Here is an 18,520-nt window from a genome sequence, read left to right on the forward strand (position 1 = left end):
TTTCGCCTGAAAAGAACGCACGCCCAAACTTCCGTCGCGGATGAGCGGAGCATCTGCTCCGCAACGTCGAGACGTCCAGTTTCGGACGAGCCTTATGCGTTTCCGGCTGATAGTATCCTATGCCTATAGGAAGCCAAGTAGGGGTCGTGTTCATGAGTTATCGCCGAAACTCGGAAGTCGAGAACTGTTCAGCCATCAAGGCATTGCCCTTGTCATTGGGATGAATGTGATCCCCCGGATCAAGCTCTGAGCGAAGCGCGGCTTCATGTCCAGGTGTGCGTAGGACCTGATCGAAATCAACAATTGCATCGAAGTTTCCGGTAGCACGTATCCACGCATTGACTTTTTGCCGCGTCGCTTCACCCACCGGACCTGCGAGCCATACGCCTTCTTCCGGAGTGAGTGTTGCGCCCATCACTTTGATGTTGTTCATGTGTGCGCGTGCCACAATCTGTCGATAGCCAGCGATCAGATCTTCCGCGGTAAGAGCGTCATCGTCCTCCACTTGGCCATGGATATTGATGTCGTTGATGCCTTCAAGAAGGATGATCCAGCGAACGCCGGGGCGACTCAGTACATCCCTGTCGAATCGTGCAAGTGCGCTTACACCTGCCCCATCCTGTAAGACTTGATTACCGGAAATTCCTTCATTCAACACACTCGCCTTGGGAGAGCCTTTCGACGTGAGAAGTCTGTCCTGCAAGAGCGATGGCCAAGCTTTATTTGCATTCACCGTGGTCTTGAAACCGTCCGTGATCGAGTCGCCAAGTGCGACGATAGCGAAGCGATCTGATGAAGCAAGGACATCGATTCCTGACAGCCATAAGTACGAGGCGTCTGTCGTCGAAGACTCTGGGAACTCGACAGCGGATGTCGCGTTGCCTGAGGTGATGTAGGTAGTGTGCAGTGCCAGGGCGTGTGTGGTTGCCACTCCTTCTGAGCTCTTGACATACACAGATACCGCGACGGTAGAGAGGTCGGGAAGGTCGAGATCGACCACATCGCTGACGACGACGGCCCCCGGCGGGATTGTTACTTCCCGATGACCGGAAAACGTCAACTCGTGATCCGTGGCTGGCTGGATGGCAGATCCCGCGTTCTTCCGGGCGATGTGGACTGCACCCAACAAGACGGGCGCTTTGCCAAATGCATTCGACAGCTCCACCCGAAACTTGGTCCCCCCAAGCCCGATCTTTACGGTCATACGGACGGTCTGGTCTCTTACGTCCGTGGGAAGAGCAGGACGCGAACTAGAACGGTTCGCAGGGAACACAGGCCGCTTTACGGTGGCCGGAACATTGGGAATAGCGGGTTTGGTCGGCGCCATGTCCTGAGCGGTAGCCCAGGCTGTTACCCAGTGCTTCGAGGCTTGGGCATGACCACCAATCCAATCGCAGAGACACGTGAGACCGATACCCAGAACGAACACGCCGTACATCTTCTTCATAGTGACCCTGAGTCGGAGCAAAGTATTTCCGGATGCAAGAGGAGGAAATTTGGACGAGGGCTTAAGGCCCTCGTCCCCTGGAGGCGCTAGTACGTCAATCGCAGACCGAACTGGATCTGACGTGGGTTGTTGGCCTGTGCCGTGACCTGACCATAACTTCCTCCGTCATACGCAGCCGTGGAGGGAGCCTGGAATTGGACACGATTGAAGATGTTGAAGAATTCCGCCGTGAAGCTCAGGGCTACGGAGTCTCGAATTTGAGTTGCCTTCAAGAGTGAGAAGTCGTAGTTGTTCACGCCATGACGGCGGATGTCGTTGTCGACTCGAGGTGCATTCCCAAACTGAAAGCGTCCGGGAGCGGTGAAGCATGCCTTGTTAAACCACGAACCACTATTGACTCGGGCATGAGCGTCGCTCACCGGAATCTTGTTGCAGCCTGCTACCACGTTGGGCCGGGTGGTTCCTTGACCGATTCCATTCTGGTAGTAGCCGCCAGCACCAAAATAGGTGGAGAGATCATTCGGTGCCGCGAGGATACCAAGAGGCGTTCCCGTCCTAAACGTGGACAGGCCGTTCACTCTCCAACCGGAGACCAGAATGCCTACGACTCCGTGAACATTAGGAAGAAACATCTGCTTCTGTCCGAACGGAAGATCGATGCCGTATCCGATCACTGCTGAATGTCGGTAGTCAGAGGAACTTACCGACCACTCCCCTGCCAGGTTGTTGTTGTTCTGCACCGTTCCCTGATAGGTGCTTCCTCCCTCAAGGAACTGGGTCACTGAGTCCGTATTGGACATGAGCTTGCCCCAGGTGTAGGCAAGCGTCACCAACCCACCGTGCGAGAAACGCTTCTTCACGGATGTCTGGAGCGAGTTGTAGCTCGAGCCGCTGTTTCTGCTGCCTGCCGCTGTCACATAGTTGTATTGCGGGAAGGGCTTGAGCAATAGCCCTTTGAAGACCGTGGGTTGAGACAACAAACCAGTTGCGATCTTCCCGTAGAAGGGATTGGGAACAAGCGTCTCGAGATCAGCCCCGAGACCCAAGTATTGGTCGGGCAATTGGTTGATGTTGGACGCGGACCATGTGTTCGCACCTTGTGCCTGTAGATGAACGCCTCGTGCGCCACCATACGCGAGGCTATAACTCGCTGTAGAGCTCAACTGGTGTTCGAATGCAAAGTTCCACTGCTGAACATAGCTGTATGGCTGATTCGTCAGACGCGATTGAATGTTCTGGCCATACAGTGCACTGAGACGAGACGCGTCTCCGCGGCTCGGCGTTAGAACGCCATTCGGGAACGGATTCGCTACGGTCGTATTGACTTGGCTGTAGGTATTGTTGGGATTGAAAGTATTCGTGACCAGGGTGGCCGCTGTGTTCACGCTGGAACTGTTGGGACCATCCTGGGATAACGTAGAAGGAAGGTAGGAAATGCCGTATCCGGAACGTAGGACCATGTTCTCGGACAGGCGATAGGCAAATCCGACACGCGGGGCAAAGAGGAGCCAGTGCAGATCTTCTTCACGACGGGAGGGACGATCACTGCTACCAACCAACGCGAGTTTACCCGGTACGGTTTGATTCGTATTTAAGGCTGGATTGGAGATCGTTCCCAAAGGACTTGGTGCGTTGGGAAGAATAACCGTGTTCCAGTTGTTCGCCTCCGAATACGATCCAGGCTGATCCCAGCGCAGACCAAGGTCGAGAGTTAACTTCCTTGTGGCTTGAAAGCTGTCTGTAATAAAGAATCCATAGTTATGCAGAAAGGCACGCGAGCCACCAATGGCTTGAGCCGATGTGCTGGTTGGTGTTCCAAGCAATCCCGAGGCCACGGAGTATCCAGTTCCAGCGACCGTAGGGTTAGCCGTGGTCTGTGCAGTAAACGTGAATACGTTGCCGCCACTGTCCGGGTCTGCGATCCATTGAACACTGCGCCATGTCGCACCTACTTTCACGGTGTGACGTCCCAATATCTTTGTGAGGCTTCCTGATAGCGCATACACGTTTGTGTGCCAATAGAGCTGTGCTGGTCCCGTGCTTCCTGCAATGCCAGTTCCAGCGAAGCTGAAGGCTGTTGGAAGCTTCTGGCCAAGAGCGTTTTGCATGGCAGCCAGACCAGGCGAGATACCAGAGATATCCGTCCCGAGTCCGCGAGGGTACGTGTACTGAAACACCCGGAGATAGGAGGCACGACCATCCAAGATGGTGGTGGGGTTCAGCGTGAAAGTGTCGCCGATGATAGCGATGTGATCTGAAATTCCGCCCGGCTTTGGTGGCTCAAATGCAGGCACGCCCGGATACGGATTCGTCGTGAGACTTTCCACTTTAAACTTTGCATACTTCACGAAGGCGGCATTGCGGGTACCGAAGTTTTGATCGACGCGCGCATTGATCTGCTCGTTGGTATAGCGCGTCCGCGTCGTTGTGATGTAGTTGCTTGCAATGGCATTGGGATTGGTCGCATTCGCCGGATAGTCCTGTTTGAGTAGAGCGGCTACAGCAGGATCGATACGGTTTGGGCAGATCACGTTGAGGACACCGTTGCACTGGAACTGGACTCCACCGTTTGCAGAGTCATAGATCTTCGGATAGAGCGGAGAGCTGAAATCGCCACGTAATGCAGCGGCGGTTGGAACTGTAGTCGTAGAGAGATTGCCGTTCACTACCGGCTGACGCTCGTATCCCACAAAGAAGAAGGTCTTGTCTTTGCGTATAGGACCGCCCAGTGTACCGCCAAATTGATTCTGGATATAGGCAGGACGGCCCCGGCCAGCGCGGTTGCTGAAGAAGTCGTTCGCATTCAGAATCCGATTGCGATGGTATTCATACAACGAACCATGAAATGAGTTAGCCCCGGCTTTTGTGCTGATATTGATCACACCACCCGCAAAACCGCCGAACTCGGCGCTCACGTTACTGGTGGAGACGCGGAACTCACGCACGGTATCTTGCGAAGGGATGAATGAGGTCGCGTTATTTGCTGGGATGTTTGCTTGCACACCGTCCACAAAGGTGATGCTCTGATTACCGAAGCCACCGCCAATCTGATAGTTGCCATACGCAATCAGGTTGGTGGAGATGTTTCCGCTTGTACTTCCCTGTGCGATCACGCCCGGAACCAGCGTCAGCAGGTTGTTTACGTTACGGCCATTCAGAGGAATGTCCTGAATGGTGCGACCCTCAATCACGCCGCCGAGATTGGCAGTGTCTGTTTGGATCAACGGCGCCGCACTCGTAACTTCGACCGTCTCGGTCACGTTGCCAATCGGCAGCGATGCGTCGGCACGCGCCGTGCCCCCCACCTGCACCTGAAGGTTGGAGAGTGTGAGATGTTTGAATCCCGCAGTGTCGATGTCGACGCGATAGGTTCCGGGATTTAAGTTCACGAAGCTGTATGTGCCGGCCTCGCTCGAATCGATCACATGAACCTGATTCGTGTCCTGGTTGGTGAGCGTCACCTTCGCTCCAGGCACGGCCGCGCCGGAGGGATCGGTCACTGTGCCTACCAGAGAACCAAATGTCGTTTGTGCGTGTAGCGTTCCTGCGCAGAACCCGAGTGCGCCAGTTGCGACAAGCGCCAGAAGCGCTTTCGCGCTGAATGAACCTGCAGCTCTCCGTGTTTGAAACTGAACCTGCATAATGCCTCCGTCACGCTGTCGTCGACCTTAAGAGTGCCCCAACCTGATGCGCTGTAATGATAGGTGGACAGCTTGGCGGCCATCCTACGAATCCCTAAATGGCGCTGTCAAGCACCAAACGGTGGAGAATCTGCTTGTTCCAAGAAAAAGCAGTATAGGGAACTTTCGCCGACACTTTGCAACCTAGCCAGGAACACGCAGCAATGTCGCTTGTGACTTGGATACTAGGAGTCACATCTCTGCGAATAGGCGGTTTATGGGTGAATCGTCGTCGCTGCGATGCGCGTGGCCTCGCCCGAGATTGGCTGCGATCTTCAGTGGACTCACGCGATTCTCTGCGAAGATCACTAGGTGAATTGCACGAACCTGTCTAACAGTTGTCTTGTGGTAGAGTTCCTGTCACTGCATGGGATGTGGCTATGACCAATCACAAGTACCAGGAAATTATTAAGAAACTTCAAGATGATCTGAGTTCCGGTAAATACAAGCCGGGTCAGAGGCTGCCCAGTGAAACCGAACTGGTGCGCCGGTATGGTGTCTCTCGCATGACCGTGTTCCGCGCGATGCAGGAACTGCAACATCAGGGGCTAATCGTCCGACGAATTGGCTCTGGATCTTATGTCTCCACAGAACGGTCATCGAACGAGCATGTCTTTGGACTGCTTATTCCGGAACTGGGAGAAACGGAGATTTTCGAGGCCATCTGCAAAGGAATCATGGATGCTCCGCAAGCGTCTCGTCATTCGCTGTTATGGGGTAATACTGCATCCAGCCAAAACACGAAAGAGCAAGCCGCGGAACAGTTGTGTCGGCACTACATCGAGAGAAAGGTCTCCGGTGTTTTTTTCGCACCGCTTGAGTTCTCTCCCGATCGCTATCAGGCGAATCAGAGGGTCGTCTTGGCTCTTCGTAAGGCTGCTATTCCCGTCGTGTTGCTGGATCGTTGCTTGGAGCCATATCCGAACAGGAGCCTCTTCGACCTGGTCGGTATAGACAATCGGCGTGCCGCGTACGTCGCCACGGCGCATCTCATTCGCTCGGGTGCAAAGCGGATCGCGTTCTTCGCACGCCCTGAGTCGGCCTCCACGGTCGATGCGCGAATTGCTGGCTATCGCGAAGCCTTGATCCAGGACGACGCACGCAATCGAAAACCGATGGTTTGTATGGGGGATGCGACGGATGCGTCCTTTGTCAAGGAGTGCCTGAAAAAGCATCAACCGGATGCGTTTCTCTGCGGCAACGATCTGACGGCAGGGCATCTGATGCACACCCTGCTCGCAATGGACAAACGCATTCCGAATGAAATCAAGCTCGTGGGATTCGACGATGTGAAGTATTCGAAGCTTTTGCCCGTACCACTCACGACACAGCATCAACCATGCAGGCACATTGGCCAGGTCGCGCTGTCTGTCATGCTGGATCGGATGCAGACGCCCGATCTGCCACCACGTGATGTTTTACTCGACTGTCGATTGGTGGTGAGGCAATCGTGTGGTGGAAGTGAATAGATAGGGTTCTTCGCAGCCAGCGAAGAACCCAAATCGAGTCAGTACTGTATGCGTGGCATCAAGCTGATGATGCCATCCACAATCGAGGTTTCAGCGCAGCCTGGCTTCAGTCTTGAAGAGAGAACTTCGAATGTATTGTGACCAAACGATGCATCGTCAGGAATGTATCCGGAGTTCGCCATACCGTTGGTAAGAGTTGCCATCATCGTCTTCTTGTACGGAGACTCGCTCTTAAGGCGTTGCGAAATCTCGTTGTAGACCTCGCCATTTACCGCACCAATTGCGACGTCATCGATCATCAGAAGGCCGAGTTGAAGTTTCACGGGCGGCCCGTCCTGATATGTTCCTGCGGATCCTGCTCTTCCCTGGTCGGTTCGCTGCCGGCCCGGGCATGTTATCTGTTTCACTGCGCCAAAGAGGCGCCCTTCACTCTGCCCTTGCCCCGACGTTCTCACAACATGCAGCACCTCTTCCCCAAGAAGCTGCCCCATGGAAAGAATCATGCTCTTTTGTTCCTCCATGAGCTGTTTCACCTCTGGATTCGAGCGATCGAGTCCCTCACCACCAGGAGGCAACGAGTTCTTAATGTCCTGCCCTCGTTTGGCGTAGTCATCAATGCGAATCTGTCGAAGATCGTAAGTCTGTTGGAAGAAGATGGGATTCTGGTCGCCCGCAGCCCCCTCCGACCATAGGGCGATCATCTTATCTCCATAGTGCTTTTCAATGTAGCGAGAGGTTGCACCGGGGATGTCGGCGCTTACCATATCGAGCACACCGGTAATCACGGCGTGCATCGCGTAGTTGTAATAGACCGCAATAGGCTTCCCGTCCAATGCCTCAAATTTCACTACGGCAACCGTTTTGTCGGACAGTCCGAGGTAGTTAGCACCCTCCCACCAGCCATGCGTCACAGGGTCAATCTGGTCGCGCTGCACATTGAGGAAAGATACTCCCGTTCCGTAGCTGATCCGGGCGGGCTGGAGTGCGGCCTTTGCCGCCTTTGCAGCCTGAAAGATTTTGTCTTCATAGGTGCGGGCAGCGGGCGTCTCTTCCATTCCGTTCGCTCCCCTGCGGTAGGGAGAAGGAACGCTGTGGGAATGGGTTGCGGTGATCAAAACGTTTGTCGCAGGAATGCCTAGTTCCTTCTCGACTCGTTGTGAGACATGTTCCCACACCGGATTCGGGACACCTCCCGCATCCAACGTGATCAGCGCCACGCTTGATGCACCATTGCTCACGACCACGGCGCGCGCGTAAACGGGATCGAGCACACCCCGGTAGTTCTTAGGCAAGTCCGATTGCTGGAGCGTTATGTCCACCTTGGCCGCACCAGCCCGGAATGTCCCCTGTTTGATCGTCTCCGCGGAAGCAGAAAGTAAGACCACGGCGAGCATGCAACCCACCAACCTCTTGGAGCGCATCTGTTTTTCCTCCCGATTGCCTTCGTCTTTAAGGCTTCGCGAATGGTAGCAGGATATGCTCCTGTCATGATAGGTTTGATGCCTGAAGATTTCGACCGTTCAATCTCTCATCACTTCGCAGGAGTCGTCATGAGGTCCGTATTACTCGCTCTATTGGCAACTGCGCTCGTAACGCAACATGCTCCAGCGCAAGCCTCTACTTCTTCCACCCCAGGCAATTCCGCCAATACAACTCCTGTTCCGCAACAGCTCACCGCAGAGGAGCGTGAAGCGCGCATCCAGGCACGTCGAGAACAGATGTTGAAAGACTGGCCTAATCTTTCCCGATACCGCGATGCAGATGCGCTTGTGAAGCAACCCGTGGTCGCCGTGTTTATGGGGGATTCCATTACAGAATTGTGGTCCGCGAAACCGGAGACCTTCTTCCCGGGGAAGCCATACTTGAACCGCGGCATCGGTGGGCAGACGACTCCCCAGATGTTGCTTCGTTTCTTCCAGGACGTGGTGCAGCTAAAGCCCAACGTGGTAGTGATCAACGGTGGAACGAACGATATTGCTGGAAATACCGGACCATCGTCCATCGAGATGATTGAACACAACTTAGAAGCGATGGCGGAGATCGCAGAGGCGCATGGGATACGTGTCGTCCTAACGTCCGTCACCCCGGCATTTGATTATCCATGGCGAAAAGGCCTGGAGCCCGCGCACAAGGTGGTTGCATTGAATGCCTGGATCAAAGCCTTCTGCGCCGAGAGACGGTACATCTACGCCGACTACTTCACCCCGATGGCGGATGAAAAGCAAGGGATGAAAGAAGGTCTGAGTGTGGATGGCATTCATCCGACGGCCGAGGGATACAAGATCATGGCCCCTATTGCAGAAAGCGCGATAACGCAGGCACTGCAGGGTTCAACCACTCAATCAAGCAAGATACTTACGCCCCATGAATAAGACACGCATCGTCCGCATCTCCTTGTTCTTCGCGGCATCCGCACTCCTCGGCATGACGCAGATGGATGCACAGTTGACGGATTCACAAGGGGGGAGAACAGCTGTTGCGACCGCGCGAGGCAGTCGCGCTGCGTCCAACTATCCCAACAATGCCCTCGTCTCCCCAGAGGTACATGACGATCGGACTGTGACCTTTCGATTCCGCGCACCGCTGGCGAAAAGCGTGTCCTTGATTGGAGAGATCACGCGTGGCCAAGGACCCCAACCACTGAGCAAGGACGACACTGGCATATGGTCTCTTACGACGGTGCCACTGGATCCGGAAATATGGATCTACAATTTCCGCGTGGATGGTGTCGACGTCCTCGATCCGTCCAATCCATCTGTAAAACCGGTGCCTCCCGGTCAGCTCATCTCCAATTTCGTTGAAGTGCCGGGAGCATCCCCGGCGATCTACGATTCACAAGCTGTCCCCCACGGACAAGTGCGCATGATGCTGTACGAGTCCAAGGCGATGGGATTCACCCGCGCACTATGGGTGTACACGCCACCGGGATACGACACGAGCAAACAAAAATACCCCGCTCTCTATCTGCTGCACGGCAACGGTGAGGATATTGCGGGATGGGTGCGTAACGGTCGCGCCAACATCATCCTGGACAATCTGTTGGCGACAGGCAAAATTCACCCCATGCTCGTCGTCATGCCACAGGGACACGCTCTCCAGGCGCCCGGCGTCGAACCTCTTCAGCGCGTCACCGGAGAGAACAGCATGTTTTCCCCCCTCTTTCCAAGCGACCTTCTGGACCAAGTCATCCCCCTGGTCGAACATGAATTTCGAGTGCGCACATCTCCTGACGCGCGTGCCATTGCTGGTTTGTCCATGGGCGGCGGCCAGGCGCTCTCCATCGGACTGTCTCACCCGGAACTGTTCCGATATGTTCTTGGTTATAGCGCTGCCATTGGCCCAAACTTTCTGGATCTTCAAAATGTCGAGAGCCAGGTCGAAAATAATCCCACACTCACCAACCAACGCTTCAAGCTGATCTGGATCTCCATCGGCCGACAAGATTTCCTGTTTGGTCCCAATCACACGCTCCACGAAACACTCGCCGCACACGACGTCCACCACCAATACGTGGAGACGGAAGGTGCTCACGTGTGGAGCGTTTGGAGAAAGAATCTCGCACAATCACTTCCCTTGCTCTTTCGATAGTTTGAGAACGCATCCAAGAGGATGAGCGAAGCCAAGCAGTGACGAGGCCTGAGATATGAATCGAAGACAGTTCCTTCAAGCAACGTCAGCGGTATTAGCGCATCAAGGCTTGGCTCATGCAGCGATCCATGCAGTTGACGTAAACGAAACTTCCCTTGCTCGGGACCCGCGTCGCCCGCAGTTCCACTTGCTGCCAGCAAAGAACTGGATGAATGATCCAAATGGCCCCATCTACTTCAATGGCCGTTACCATATGTTCTTTCAGTACAACCCTCAAGCCGCCGTATGGGGCAACATGAGCTGGAACCATGCGGCCTCGCCCGACATGATCCACTGGGAGCATCTCCCTGTAGCGCTCGTACCCACTTCCGACGGCCCGGATTCTGCTGGTTGTTTCTCAGGATCGACCATCACTGTTCCCCACGGTGGCGGGCAGCGTGTTTACGCGTTGTACACAGGGGTCGTGCACGACAAGCAGAATGAAACGATTCGCAACGAAGGCCTGCGTGAATCGCAGTGCCTTGCGTGGTCGGACGACCCGATGTTGCGCACGTGGCAAAAACAAGCAGAACCCATTCTCCCAAGGCCTCCACAGGGCCTCCACATCACGGGCTTCCGCGATCCTTGCCTCTTGGAGCAAGACGGTAGCTATCTCATGATCGTCGGTTCAGGCATCAACTCCGTCGGCGGGTGCGCCTTGCTCTATCGCTCACCAGATCTGAAGCAATGGGACTATCTGCATCCCATTGCAACCGGAAGTTGGAATGGTGCCGTTTCCTCAAATCCAGTGGACGACGGCGAGATGTGGGAGTGCCCGGACCTATTTGCTCTGGATGGCAAGTTCGTGCTCATCTATTCAACCCTTCGTCGAGTCTTCTGGCAATCGGGGACACTTGATCCCGCCACACTCCGATTCACCCCGGAAAAGGGGGGCTTGCTCGACCTCGGTGATTTCTATGCACCGAAGACACAGTTGGACGCAAACGGTCGACGTATCCTATGGGGCTGGATCCCAGAGAAACGTTCCGAAGCGGCGATGCGCGAAGCGGGATGGTCCGGCATGATGAGTTTGCCGCGTGTATTGCGGCTCTCGCCGGATGGAACGCTCCGGATCCAACTACTACCAGAGCTCAAGACACTCCGCTCGGACGCAGGTCTTCCTATGACACGAAGTAGGGCGGAAGTCACATTAACTCTTCCCGTAGCAAACGGTGAGATCACTTGCAAGGGTAAGAGAGGCCAGCCTCTGCATGTCTCGATTCAACTCGCGGGAAACGAGATTTTGAGTATCGAATATCTCCCGGGCTTGCACGCGGTTCGGATGGCAGACAGAGAGGTTGCTCTCGATGAAACGCACTTCCCCTCCCTGCATCTTCTGGTTGACGGCTCTATCGTTGAAGCCATCGTGAGTGAAACGATGGCTTGTACCAAGCGCTTCTACTATGACGGTGACTTGGCACCGGATGTCACGATTCACATAACAGGGGGCGTGGATTCCGTTGAGTGCTGGAAAGTCAGGCCCATCTCGAACGATCGTCTTACCACATGACTGTCGCCTGACTCGACACGGGCACGGCTCAGTCATGTCTTAGAGCTTGGTTCTCAGTTCATCCAGGCAAATTCTAATTGGTCGAGAACTTCCATTCAGTCCACTGACACTAGGTCCGCCAAACCAGTTTGGAAAACACGTCCGTCGTGATCTGGCCGGCGCCTTCATCCTCTTCCCGTTGCAGGTAGGAAGCAATCACTCCCAAATATGCCGCGGTTCCAAAAAGCAATGGTGCAAACAACGGTGGCCCCATCACGATATTCACCACAGGCATGCGCCAACCGCCTGGTTTGCGAGCTACACCACGAATATGAAAGCCGAAGCCAACCACTCCATCGATCAAGGTCAAGAAAGAGAGATAGCGCATCCACGTTCTGGCAACCCTCCGCGAGAAGACAGAGGCACAACTTCCCAGTGTTAATGCACTGGACAACAGCACCGGTGTGTACATCACGGGGTTCGAATAACCACCGCGATAGTGCTCATATCCCACTTCCATCGCACTCACGGCGCTGGAACCAGCCACCATCAACGACAGCGTTCGCTGAAATGTGCCGTGCTGTAGATGCCGAAGGACGCTGGCGAACGGAGGACGCACCGGTGCCGGAATCCTTCGGAGCATGGCACGCGGCGAAGTGTCCGCAGGCAGCAATCGCATACCTATATGTCCACGCGGAACTTTTCCGCGTCTCTGTGCTTGAAATCGATCCCTAACCCTGGGCGTGACAGATCGGGGTGTAGGGCTCCATCCAGCGGTTCTCGAAATCCATCAAAAAACATGCGCTCAATACGAACGTGGTCATGAAAATACTCCACGTGTCGTAAGGGGCGAGCGGCACAAGCAAGGTGCGTATGCAACGTTGGCGCACAGTGTGCCGACATAGGAAGCGGGTGCGCGTCACAGAGTGCTGCTACATCCATAAAGCCAGTCACGCCTCCACAGCGCATTGCATCGGCCTGAAGAATATCGACCGCCTGAGCTTCTAGCATGCGTTGCAAATACATTGCGGTAAAACCATACTCGCCTGCTGCAATATCCATCCCGGCCGGTCCTGCAGTACGCAGCATGTGTAAGCCCGCAAGATCATCAGAGCTTACAGGTTCTTCAAACCAGGTCACTCTGTCGTCTTCTGAAAACTTCTTCGCGAATGCCAGCGCCTGTTTGCATGAGTATGCGCCGTTCGCGTCAACAAACAACTCAGCATCGTCGCCGATGGATTCGCGAGCAACCGCAACGCGACGCAGATCCTCTTCAGGATGGGTCCCAATCTTCATCTTCACGCGCGGTATTCCCTGTTCTACCCAACCGCTCAACTGTTGTTGCAACTGCGCATCCGTATACGTCGTGAATCCACCAGAACCATAGACTGGCGCGGAATCACGCATCTGTCCCAACACCCGAACCAGCGGTTGCCCCATCATCTTTGCCTTCAGATCCCACAGAGCAACGTCCACCGCTGACAACGCAGTCGCCGCAACTCCCTCGCGCCCATAGTTGCGCTGCTCGTGACGCATCTTCGTAAAGATGGCATTGGTATCGAATGGATCTGATCTAGCAACCGCCGTATCGATCAAATCTCTTGCAAGCAGAGCTGCAGCTTTGTGGCTGTAGGTATAGCCAAGACCAATAACATCACCGCACTTCAATTCCACAAGAACAAGCGTGGTGGAATCCCACGAGAAAGTCCCATCACCTTCCGGAGCGTCCGCCGGGATGACGTAGGCACTCACGGTACCGATTGTGATTTGAGCAGAACTATTCAAGGCATACCTATACAAATCGCGGAACGGTCGCCCATCCCGCGATGCTTAATTACACAATTTGCCTTACAGTGTCGTGTGCTGCAGTCAGCGCAATGCGAAGACGGTTTGGTTCACCCTTCGCCAATGCCTCCGTAAATTTCAATGCCTGCTTTGCAGTGATTTTGGGAGGCAGCATCGCCGTCAATGGGTCTACTACGCACTCAATGATCACCGGACCAGATATCGCCAGGGCCTCATCAAATTTCGCTCCCGCGGTTTTCTGATCGTCGATACGAACGCCTTCCGCACCGACGGAGCGTGCAAGCGAGACGAAGTCAATGGGAAGCAAGTCGCACTGGTATTCTGGGTTGCCCTCAAAGACCATCTGCTCCCATTTGATTTGCCCCAGAGTGTTGTTTTTGATGATGACGAACTTGATAGGCAGCTTGTAGGTCACTGCGGTAATGATCTCGCCCATCAACATGGTGAAGCCGCCGTCACCAATCACCGCAATCACCTGCCGATCTGGATATGCAACCTGAGCCGCAATCGCGTACGGCATACCACCAGCCATGGTGGCCAGATTGCCACTGCACGAATGCTTCTGCCCCTTCTTCGCCTGCATGTATCGAGCCCACACCGTGGTGTTTGTACCGCTGTCGCTAACGATGATGGCGTCTTCCCGCGTACGCTTGCTCAGTTCGTATCCCACCACTTGCGGTTTCATGGGAGAGGCAGAGTCCGTACCTTCCGTTTCGATGATCTTGTTCCAATCCTTCATACCGCTCTGGGCCTGCTCGAGGAATCGGCGATATTCGTTACGCTGCAGCAGCGGCAACAACTCGCGAAGTGTCTTCTTGCTATCGCCTACCAAGCCCACTTCCGCCGGATACCGCAAGCTGATGCGTTGGGCATTCGCATCAATCTGGACACACTTACAATCGCCCGGCTTGGGCAGATATTCCATGTAGGGATAGCTTGTACCAACCATGAGCAGCGTGTCGCAGTTTTCCATTACGTTTTGTGAGGGAGCCGTTCCCAGAAGGCCAATTCCGCCTGTCGTATACGGAGAATCATCTGGCACGGTTGCCTTCCCCAACAACGGCTTCACAATGGGTGCTCCCAGCAGTTCTGCAATCTGCAACAATTCCTCGGTCGCATGCAATGCACCAGCCCCGGCAAGAATTGCGACGCGTTTTCCGGCATTCAAAACAGCGGAGGCAGCTTGCAGGTCGCCTTCGATGGGCTTGTTCCCCGTGATCGCATAGACGGCATTACTGTGATGGGCCACGTTGCGCTCAGAACGCTGTGAACTTTTCACTTCCATCATTTGGGTATCGATGGGGATTGTCACGTGCGCTACCCCACGCTGGGTGATCGCCGTGCGGATTGCCAGGTCCATGGTTGACTCAACATGCGTGGGACTCATGATGCGCTCGTTATAAACAGCAACATCAATAAAAACTTTGTCTAACTGCACATCCTGTTGACCGAATGAGCCGGTAACATCCGTGAATTGCATACCCGTGATTGCCAACACCGGTGCGCCGTCTAACTTTGCGTCATACAAACCATTCAGGAGATGGATTCCGCCAGGTCCGCTCGTTGCCAGACACACACCGATCTTTCCGGTGAACTTCGCATAAGCGCAGGCCATAAACGCAGCGGATTCTTCATGCCGAACATGGATGAAGTTGATCTTGTCCTGCTTCTTCCGAAGCGCTTCCATCACGCCGTTGATGCCGTCGCCGGGCAGCCCAAAAATCGTATCCACACCCCAAGCGATTAGCCGTTCTACCAGTACGTCCGATGCATCCACGCTCAATCACCTCGTTGCCAAAATGGATGATGAGTTACATCGCCGCGTTTTCTACAGGACGACCGATGGCGTTAAATCGCTTCTGAACCTGATGATCGTAATCGCCAGCGTGTTCCGAAAGCTCCAAAGTTCGACGAGAGGTAGTCAAGATAGGTGTCGGAACCTGATGTGCCTTTTTGCGGACCGCTGCTCGGTATCTACTTCGCCTGCGACAGAGCCCGGCAGACGTCGTTGGTCCAACTAAGGCATTACGTTAGGATCCGTTAACTCGAATCCCGTACCATGAGACGTGACGAAACGAGACGTTTCAACGGACGGCTCGGCAATTGAGGGATCGGCCCCGAATGGCCTTCAACAATTCCTGAAGGAACTCGGACCCGGCATCATTACCGGAGCTGCTGACGACGATCCTTCCGGGATATCGACTTACTCCGTTGCCGGGGCGTCCTTTGGATACGCGACGCTCTGGACGGCGCTGCTCTCCTTCCCACTGATGGCTGCTGTGCAATTCATGTGCGCCAAGCTGGGCATGGTTACAGGCTGCGGTCTGGCCAGTGTGATTCGCAACCGTTACCCGCGGTGGGTTCTGTGGCTGTCTTGCTCGCTGGTTATCATCGCGAACATCTTCAACATTGGCGCGGACTTGGGCGGCATGGCCGACGCCATGCAAATGATGACCGGTATCCATTCGTATTACTGGACACCGCTCTTTGCAGCCGGAATCGTCGCCCTTCTTTTCTGGACGTCGTACCGCCTGATGGCCCGGATTTTCAAATGGCTAACGCTTGTTCTCTTCGCATACATCATTACTGCGTTCCTCGCCCATCCCGACTGGCGCACAGTTGCCCATTCGACCTTCGTCCCACACATTGAATGGAGCAAGGCCTACATCGCCGTGTTGGTTGCGATCCTGGGAACCACGATCTCTCCCTATCTCTTCTTTTGGCAGGCGGCGCAGGAGGTGGAGGAAGATCGTGCGCATGGAAAAATCACGGTCGCACAACGAAAGGGTTCTACCAACGCAGAGATTCGCTCGGCGAGGATCGATGTGGTGACAGGCATGCTGCTCTCCAACGTCGTGATGTACTTCTTGATCCTGACAACGGCTGCGACGCTGAACGCTCACGGTCATAAAGATATCGAGACCGCTAAGCAAGCGGCGGAAGCGCTTCGCCCCTTGGCTGGCGGAGGAGCATATTGGCTTTTTACCCTGGGCATGATCGGGACGGGAATGCTTGCGGTTCCAGTTCTTGCCGGCTCGTGCGCCTACGCCGTCGCAGAGGGTGCGAGATGGAGGGCGGCATCCCTGAACCTCAAACCCCAGCTCGCTCGGAAATTCTATGGGATTATTGGGGTCTCGATCGCGGTGGGTCTCGCGCTGGACTTCGCTCATTTGAACGCAGTGAAGATGCTCTTCTGGTCAGCTATCCTCAACGGCCTTTTGGCACCTCCCCTCGTTGTTATGGTTGTCCTGCTCACAAGCGACAGGAAGGTGATGGGCGACCGGACGAACACGGTCGGCATGAAATGTCTTGGTTGGACGTGCGCCCTCATCATGACCGCGGCTGCCATCGGCCTCATCGTATCTTCGATGTGATCGACGGCACTTAGTCGTTAATTGACCGATTGCGGTTTCCAGTAAGTGATGCGCTCCATCCGGTCCAATTCTGCATCTCACCATTGGTTAAAACGTAAGTAGCTCAACCGATGGTGACCTGACATGGCATTGAAGACAGTACTTCTGGATGAATTGCGCGATATGTACAGCGCGGAAAACCAACTCGTGAAGGCTCTACCAAAGCTCGCGAAGGGCGCGAAAGATAAGGCGCTTAAGGCAGCTTTCCAATCGCATCTGGAAGAGACCAAGGGCCAAGTCTTGCGGCTCAGGAGCGTCTTTGCATTGCTTGGTGAGAAACCGACTGGCCAACATTGCAACGGCATGGAAGGCGTGATTGAAGAGGGTGCAGACGCTCTGGAGAAGGACGAAGAAGGAGCTTCCTTCGACGTGGGAATCGTCGGTGCCGCGCTCCGTACGGAACATTACGAGATCGCGGGCTATGAGGCATGCATTGCGATGGCGCAGGGACTGGGTGAGCGCAAGATCGTGTCACTGCTGACGGCCAATCTGCGCGAGGAGCTCGCAGCCGCTAAGAAGATCACGAAGATCGGCGTACCGCTCATCAAAAAGTCTTCCACGGAGCCTGAGCCGGAGCCAAAACCCAAAACGGGCAAGGAGAAATACTCCGCGAAGAAAAGCAAGGAAGACGAAACCAAGGCCGCACGAGATCTATAAACTGTCGTGCTCACGCAACTAGACCGCGCCTCTATGTGCGCCAGAAAGTAGATCGTCAATGTCCGAACCGATAGCGAGTTCCTATTCTTCGACGACACACGGACAGCCCGAAGCGAATGCTTCCGGCGTATCGTGGTCCGCGGTTTTTGCTGGGGCCTTCGTCACCGCTGCCCTGGTTCTGATTCTGCTCGCTCTTGGAGCCGGCCTGGGCCTTTCGTCCGTCTCACCATGGTCGAACACCGGGGTCTCGGCGTCGGGCATCGGCCATTCAGCAATCATGTGGCTGATCGTGATGGAGATTCTGAGTTCGGCGATGGGCGGCTATCTGGCCGGAAGGCTGCGCACGAAATGGACGTCAGTCCACACGGATGAGGTCTACTTCCGGGACACCGCACACGGCTTTTTGGCCTGGTCCACCGCTCTCGTTTTCACCGCAGCGTTCTTGGCTACGGCAGCGACGACCATGGTCGGAGCGTCCGTATCTTCCAAGGGTGACCCAGAGAAGGTTTCGGGCTCCGCTTACAGCTCTTCCGCATACTTCGTCGACAGCCTGTTTCGGAATTCCGGAGCAAAGACCGATCCCGGTGGGAGTGTGGCACGTTCTGAGGTTGCTCTCATCTTTGCGAACGGACTGCAAAAGGGGAGTCTGCCTACCGAGGATCAAGCCTATCTGGAACAGATCGTTTCTACCCAGACTGGACTATCACCGCAAGATGCGAAGCAGCGAGTTTCCAATGCATTTACGAACGCACAACAATCCGCTGACGAACTTCGGAAAGCAACTGCCCACTCGCTTCTATGGACATTCCTGGCGCTTCTTATCGGAGCCTTCAGTGCCAGCTTCGCGGCAACGGTCGGCGGGCGTCAGCGCGACCGTGTAATCACCATCTAAGGCGGTCCAACGGCTCGGAATTTCGGAGGAAATGAAATGC

Annotated in this window: 13 protein-coding genes; 7 read left to right on the forward strand and 6 right to left on the reverse strand. The window is 54.9% G+C overall.

Annotation, left to right across the window (positions count from 1 at the left end):
* Nucleotides 1–157: 157 nt before the first annotated feature.
* Nucleotides 158–1,447, reverse strand: coding sequence for an SGNH/GDSL hydrolase family protein (locus M504_RS18225; protein ID WP_198137693.1), 1,290 nt, complete (start codon nucleotides 1,445–1,447; stop codon nucleotides 158–160).
* Between the two features lie 86 nt (nucleotides 1,448–1,533).
* On the reverse strand, nucleotides 1,534–5,088 hold the full coding sequence (locus tag M504_RS18230; RefSeq protein WP_052201031.1) for a TonB-dependent receptor: 3,555 nt from the start codon (nucleotides 5,086–5,088) through the stop codon (nucleotides 1,534–1,536).
* A gap of 419 nt (nucleotides 5,089–5,507) precedes the next feature.
* Here M504_RS18230 and M504_RS18235 point away from each other — a divergent pair, with 419 nt between their 5' ends.
* Nucleotides 5,508–6,596, forward strand: coding sequence for a GntR family transcriptional regulator (locus tag M504_RS18235; RefSeq protein WP_047497040.1), 1,089 nt, complete (start codon nucleotides 5,508–5,510; stop codon nucleotides 6,594–6,596).
* A 38-nt stretch (nucleotides 6,597–6,634) separates the two neighbouring features.
* On the opposite strand, the gene M504_RS18240 is transcribed toward M504_RS18235, so the two are convergent.
* Complete coding sequence (locus tag M504_RS18240; RefSeq protein ID WP_047497042.1) at nucleotides 6,635–8,017, reverse strand: neutral/alkaline non-lysosomal ceramidase N-terminal domain-containing protein; 1,383 nt, start codon at nucleotides 8,015–8,017, stop codon at nucleotides 6,635–6,637.
* Between the two features lie 129 nt (nucleotides 8,018–8,146).
* Here M504_RS18240 and M504_RS18245 point away from each other — a divergent pair, with 129 nt between their 5' ends.
* Genes M504_RS18245 through M504_RS18255 form a run of 3 tightly spaced genes read left to right on the forward strand, consistent with a single transcriptional unit; the run spans nucleotide 8,147 to nucleotide 11,733 of the window.
* A complete protein-coding gene (locus M504_RS18245; RefSeq protein WP_052201071.1) occupies nucleotides 8,147–8,968 on the forward strand; it encodes an SGNH/GDSL hydrolase family protein in 822 nt (273 codons plus the stop codon).
* Entirely contained in the window at nucleotides 8,961–10,184 is a 1,224-nt protein-coding gene (locus M504_RS18250) for an esterase (RefSeq protein WP_052201032.1), read from the forward strand. Before M504_RS18245 ends, M504_RS18250 begins: the two co-directional genes overlap by 8 nt.
* A 55-nt stretch (nucleotides 10,185–10,239) precedes the next feature.
* A complete protein-coding gene (locus M504_RS18255; protein ID WP_052201033.1) occupies nucleotides 10,240–11,733 on the forward strand; it encodes a glycoside hydrolase family 32 protein in 1,494 nt (497 codons plus the stop codon).
* A gap of 109 nt (nucleotides 11,734–11,842) precedes the next feature.
* On the opposite strand, the gene M504_RS18260 is transcribed toward M504_RS18255, so the two are convergent.
* From M504_RS18260 to M504_RS18270, 3 genes are read right to left on the reverse strand one after another with little or no spacing between them, the layout of a single operon-like run.
* Nucleotides 11,843–12,391 (reverse strand): hypothetical protein, encoded by a 549-nt coding sequence (locus tag M504_RS18260; protein ID WP_052201034.1) that lies wholly within the window; start codon nucleotides 12,389–12,391, stop codon nucleotides 11,843–11,845.
* A 2-nt stretch (nucleotides 12,392–12,393) separates the two neighbouring features.
* The gene (locus M504_RS18265) at nucleotides 12,394–13,497 is read right to left on the reverse strand and encodes an enolase C-terminal domain-like protein (RefSeq protein WP_047497044.1); all 1,104 of its coding nucleotides are present in this window, start codon (nucleotides 13,495–13,497) and stop codon (nucleotides 12,394–12,396) included.
* A gap of 49 nt (nucleotides 13,498–13,546) precedes the next feature.
* Nucleotides 13,547–15,295 carry a thiamine pyrophosphate-dependent enzyme gene (locus tag M504_RS18270; RefSeq protein ID WP_084214530.1) on the reverse strand — a complete coding sequence of 583 codons (1,749 nt, stop codon included), beginning with the start codon at nucleotides 15,293–15,295 and terminating at the stop codon, nucleotides 13,547–13,549.
* Nucleotides 15,296–15,584: 289 nt separating this feature from the next.
* On the opposite strand from M504_RS18270, the gene M504_RS18275 reads away from it, so the two are divergent.
* The 3 genes from M504_RS18275 to M504_RS18285 all read left to right on the forward strand — a co-directional run bounded on the left by M504_RS18275 (nucleotide 15,585) and on the right by M504_RS18285 (nucleotide 18,480).
* Nucleotides 15,585–16,892 (forward strand): NRAMP family divalent metal transporter, encoded by a 1,308-nt coding sequence (locus tag M504_RS18275; protein ID WP_198137694.1) that lies wholly within the window; start codon nucleotides 15,585–15,587, stop codon nucleotides 16,890–16,892.
* 123 nt (nucleotides 16,893–17,015) lie between these two features.
* Nucleotides 17,016–17,588 (forward strand): ferritin-like domain-containing protein, encoded by a 573-nt coding sequence (locus tag M504_RS18280; protein WP_047497048.1) that lies wholly within the window; start codon nucleotides 17,016–17,018, stop codon nucleotides 17,586–17,588.
* Between the two features lie 58 nt (nucleotides 17,589–17,646).
* Complete coding sequence (locus tag M504_RS18285; RefSeq protein ID WP_052201036.1) at nucleotides 17,647–18,480, forward strand: hypothetical protein; 834 nt, start codon at nucleotides 17,647–17,649, stop codon at nucleotides 18,478–18,480.
* Nucleotides 18,481–18,520: the final 40 nt, after the last annotated feature.

Source organism: Terriglobus sp. TAA 43 (assembly GCF_000800015.1).
GTDB lineage: Bacteria > Acidobacteriota > Terriglobia > Terriglobales > Acidobacteriaceae > Terriglobus.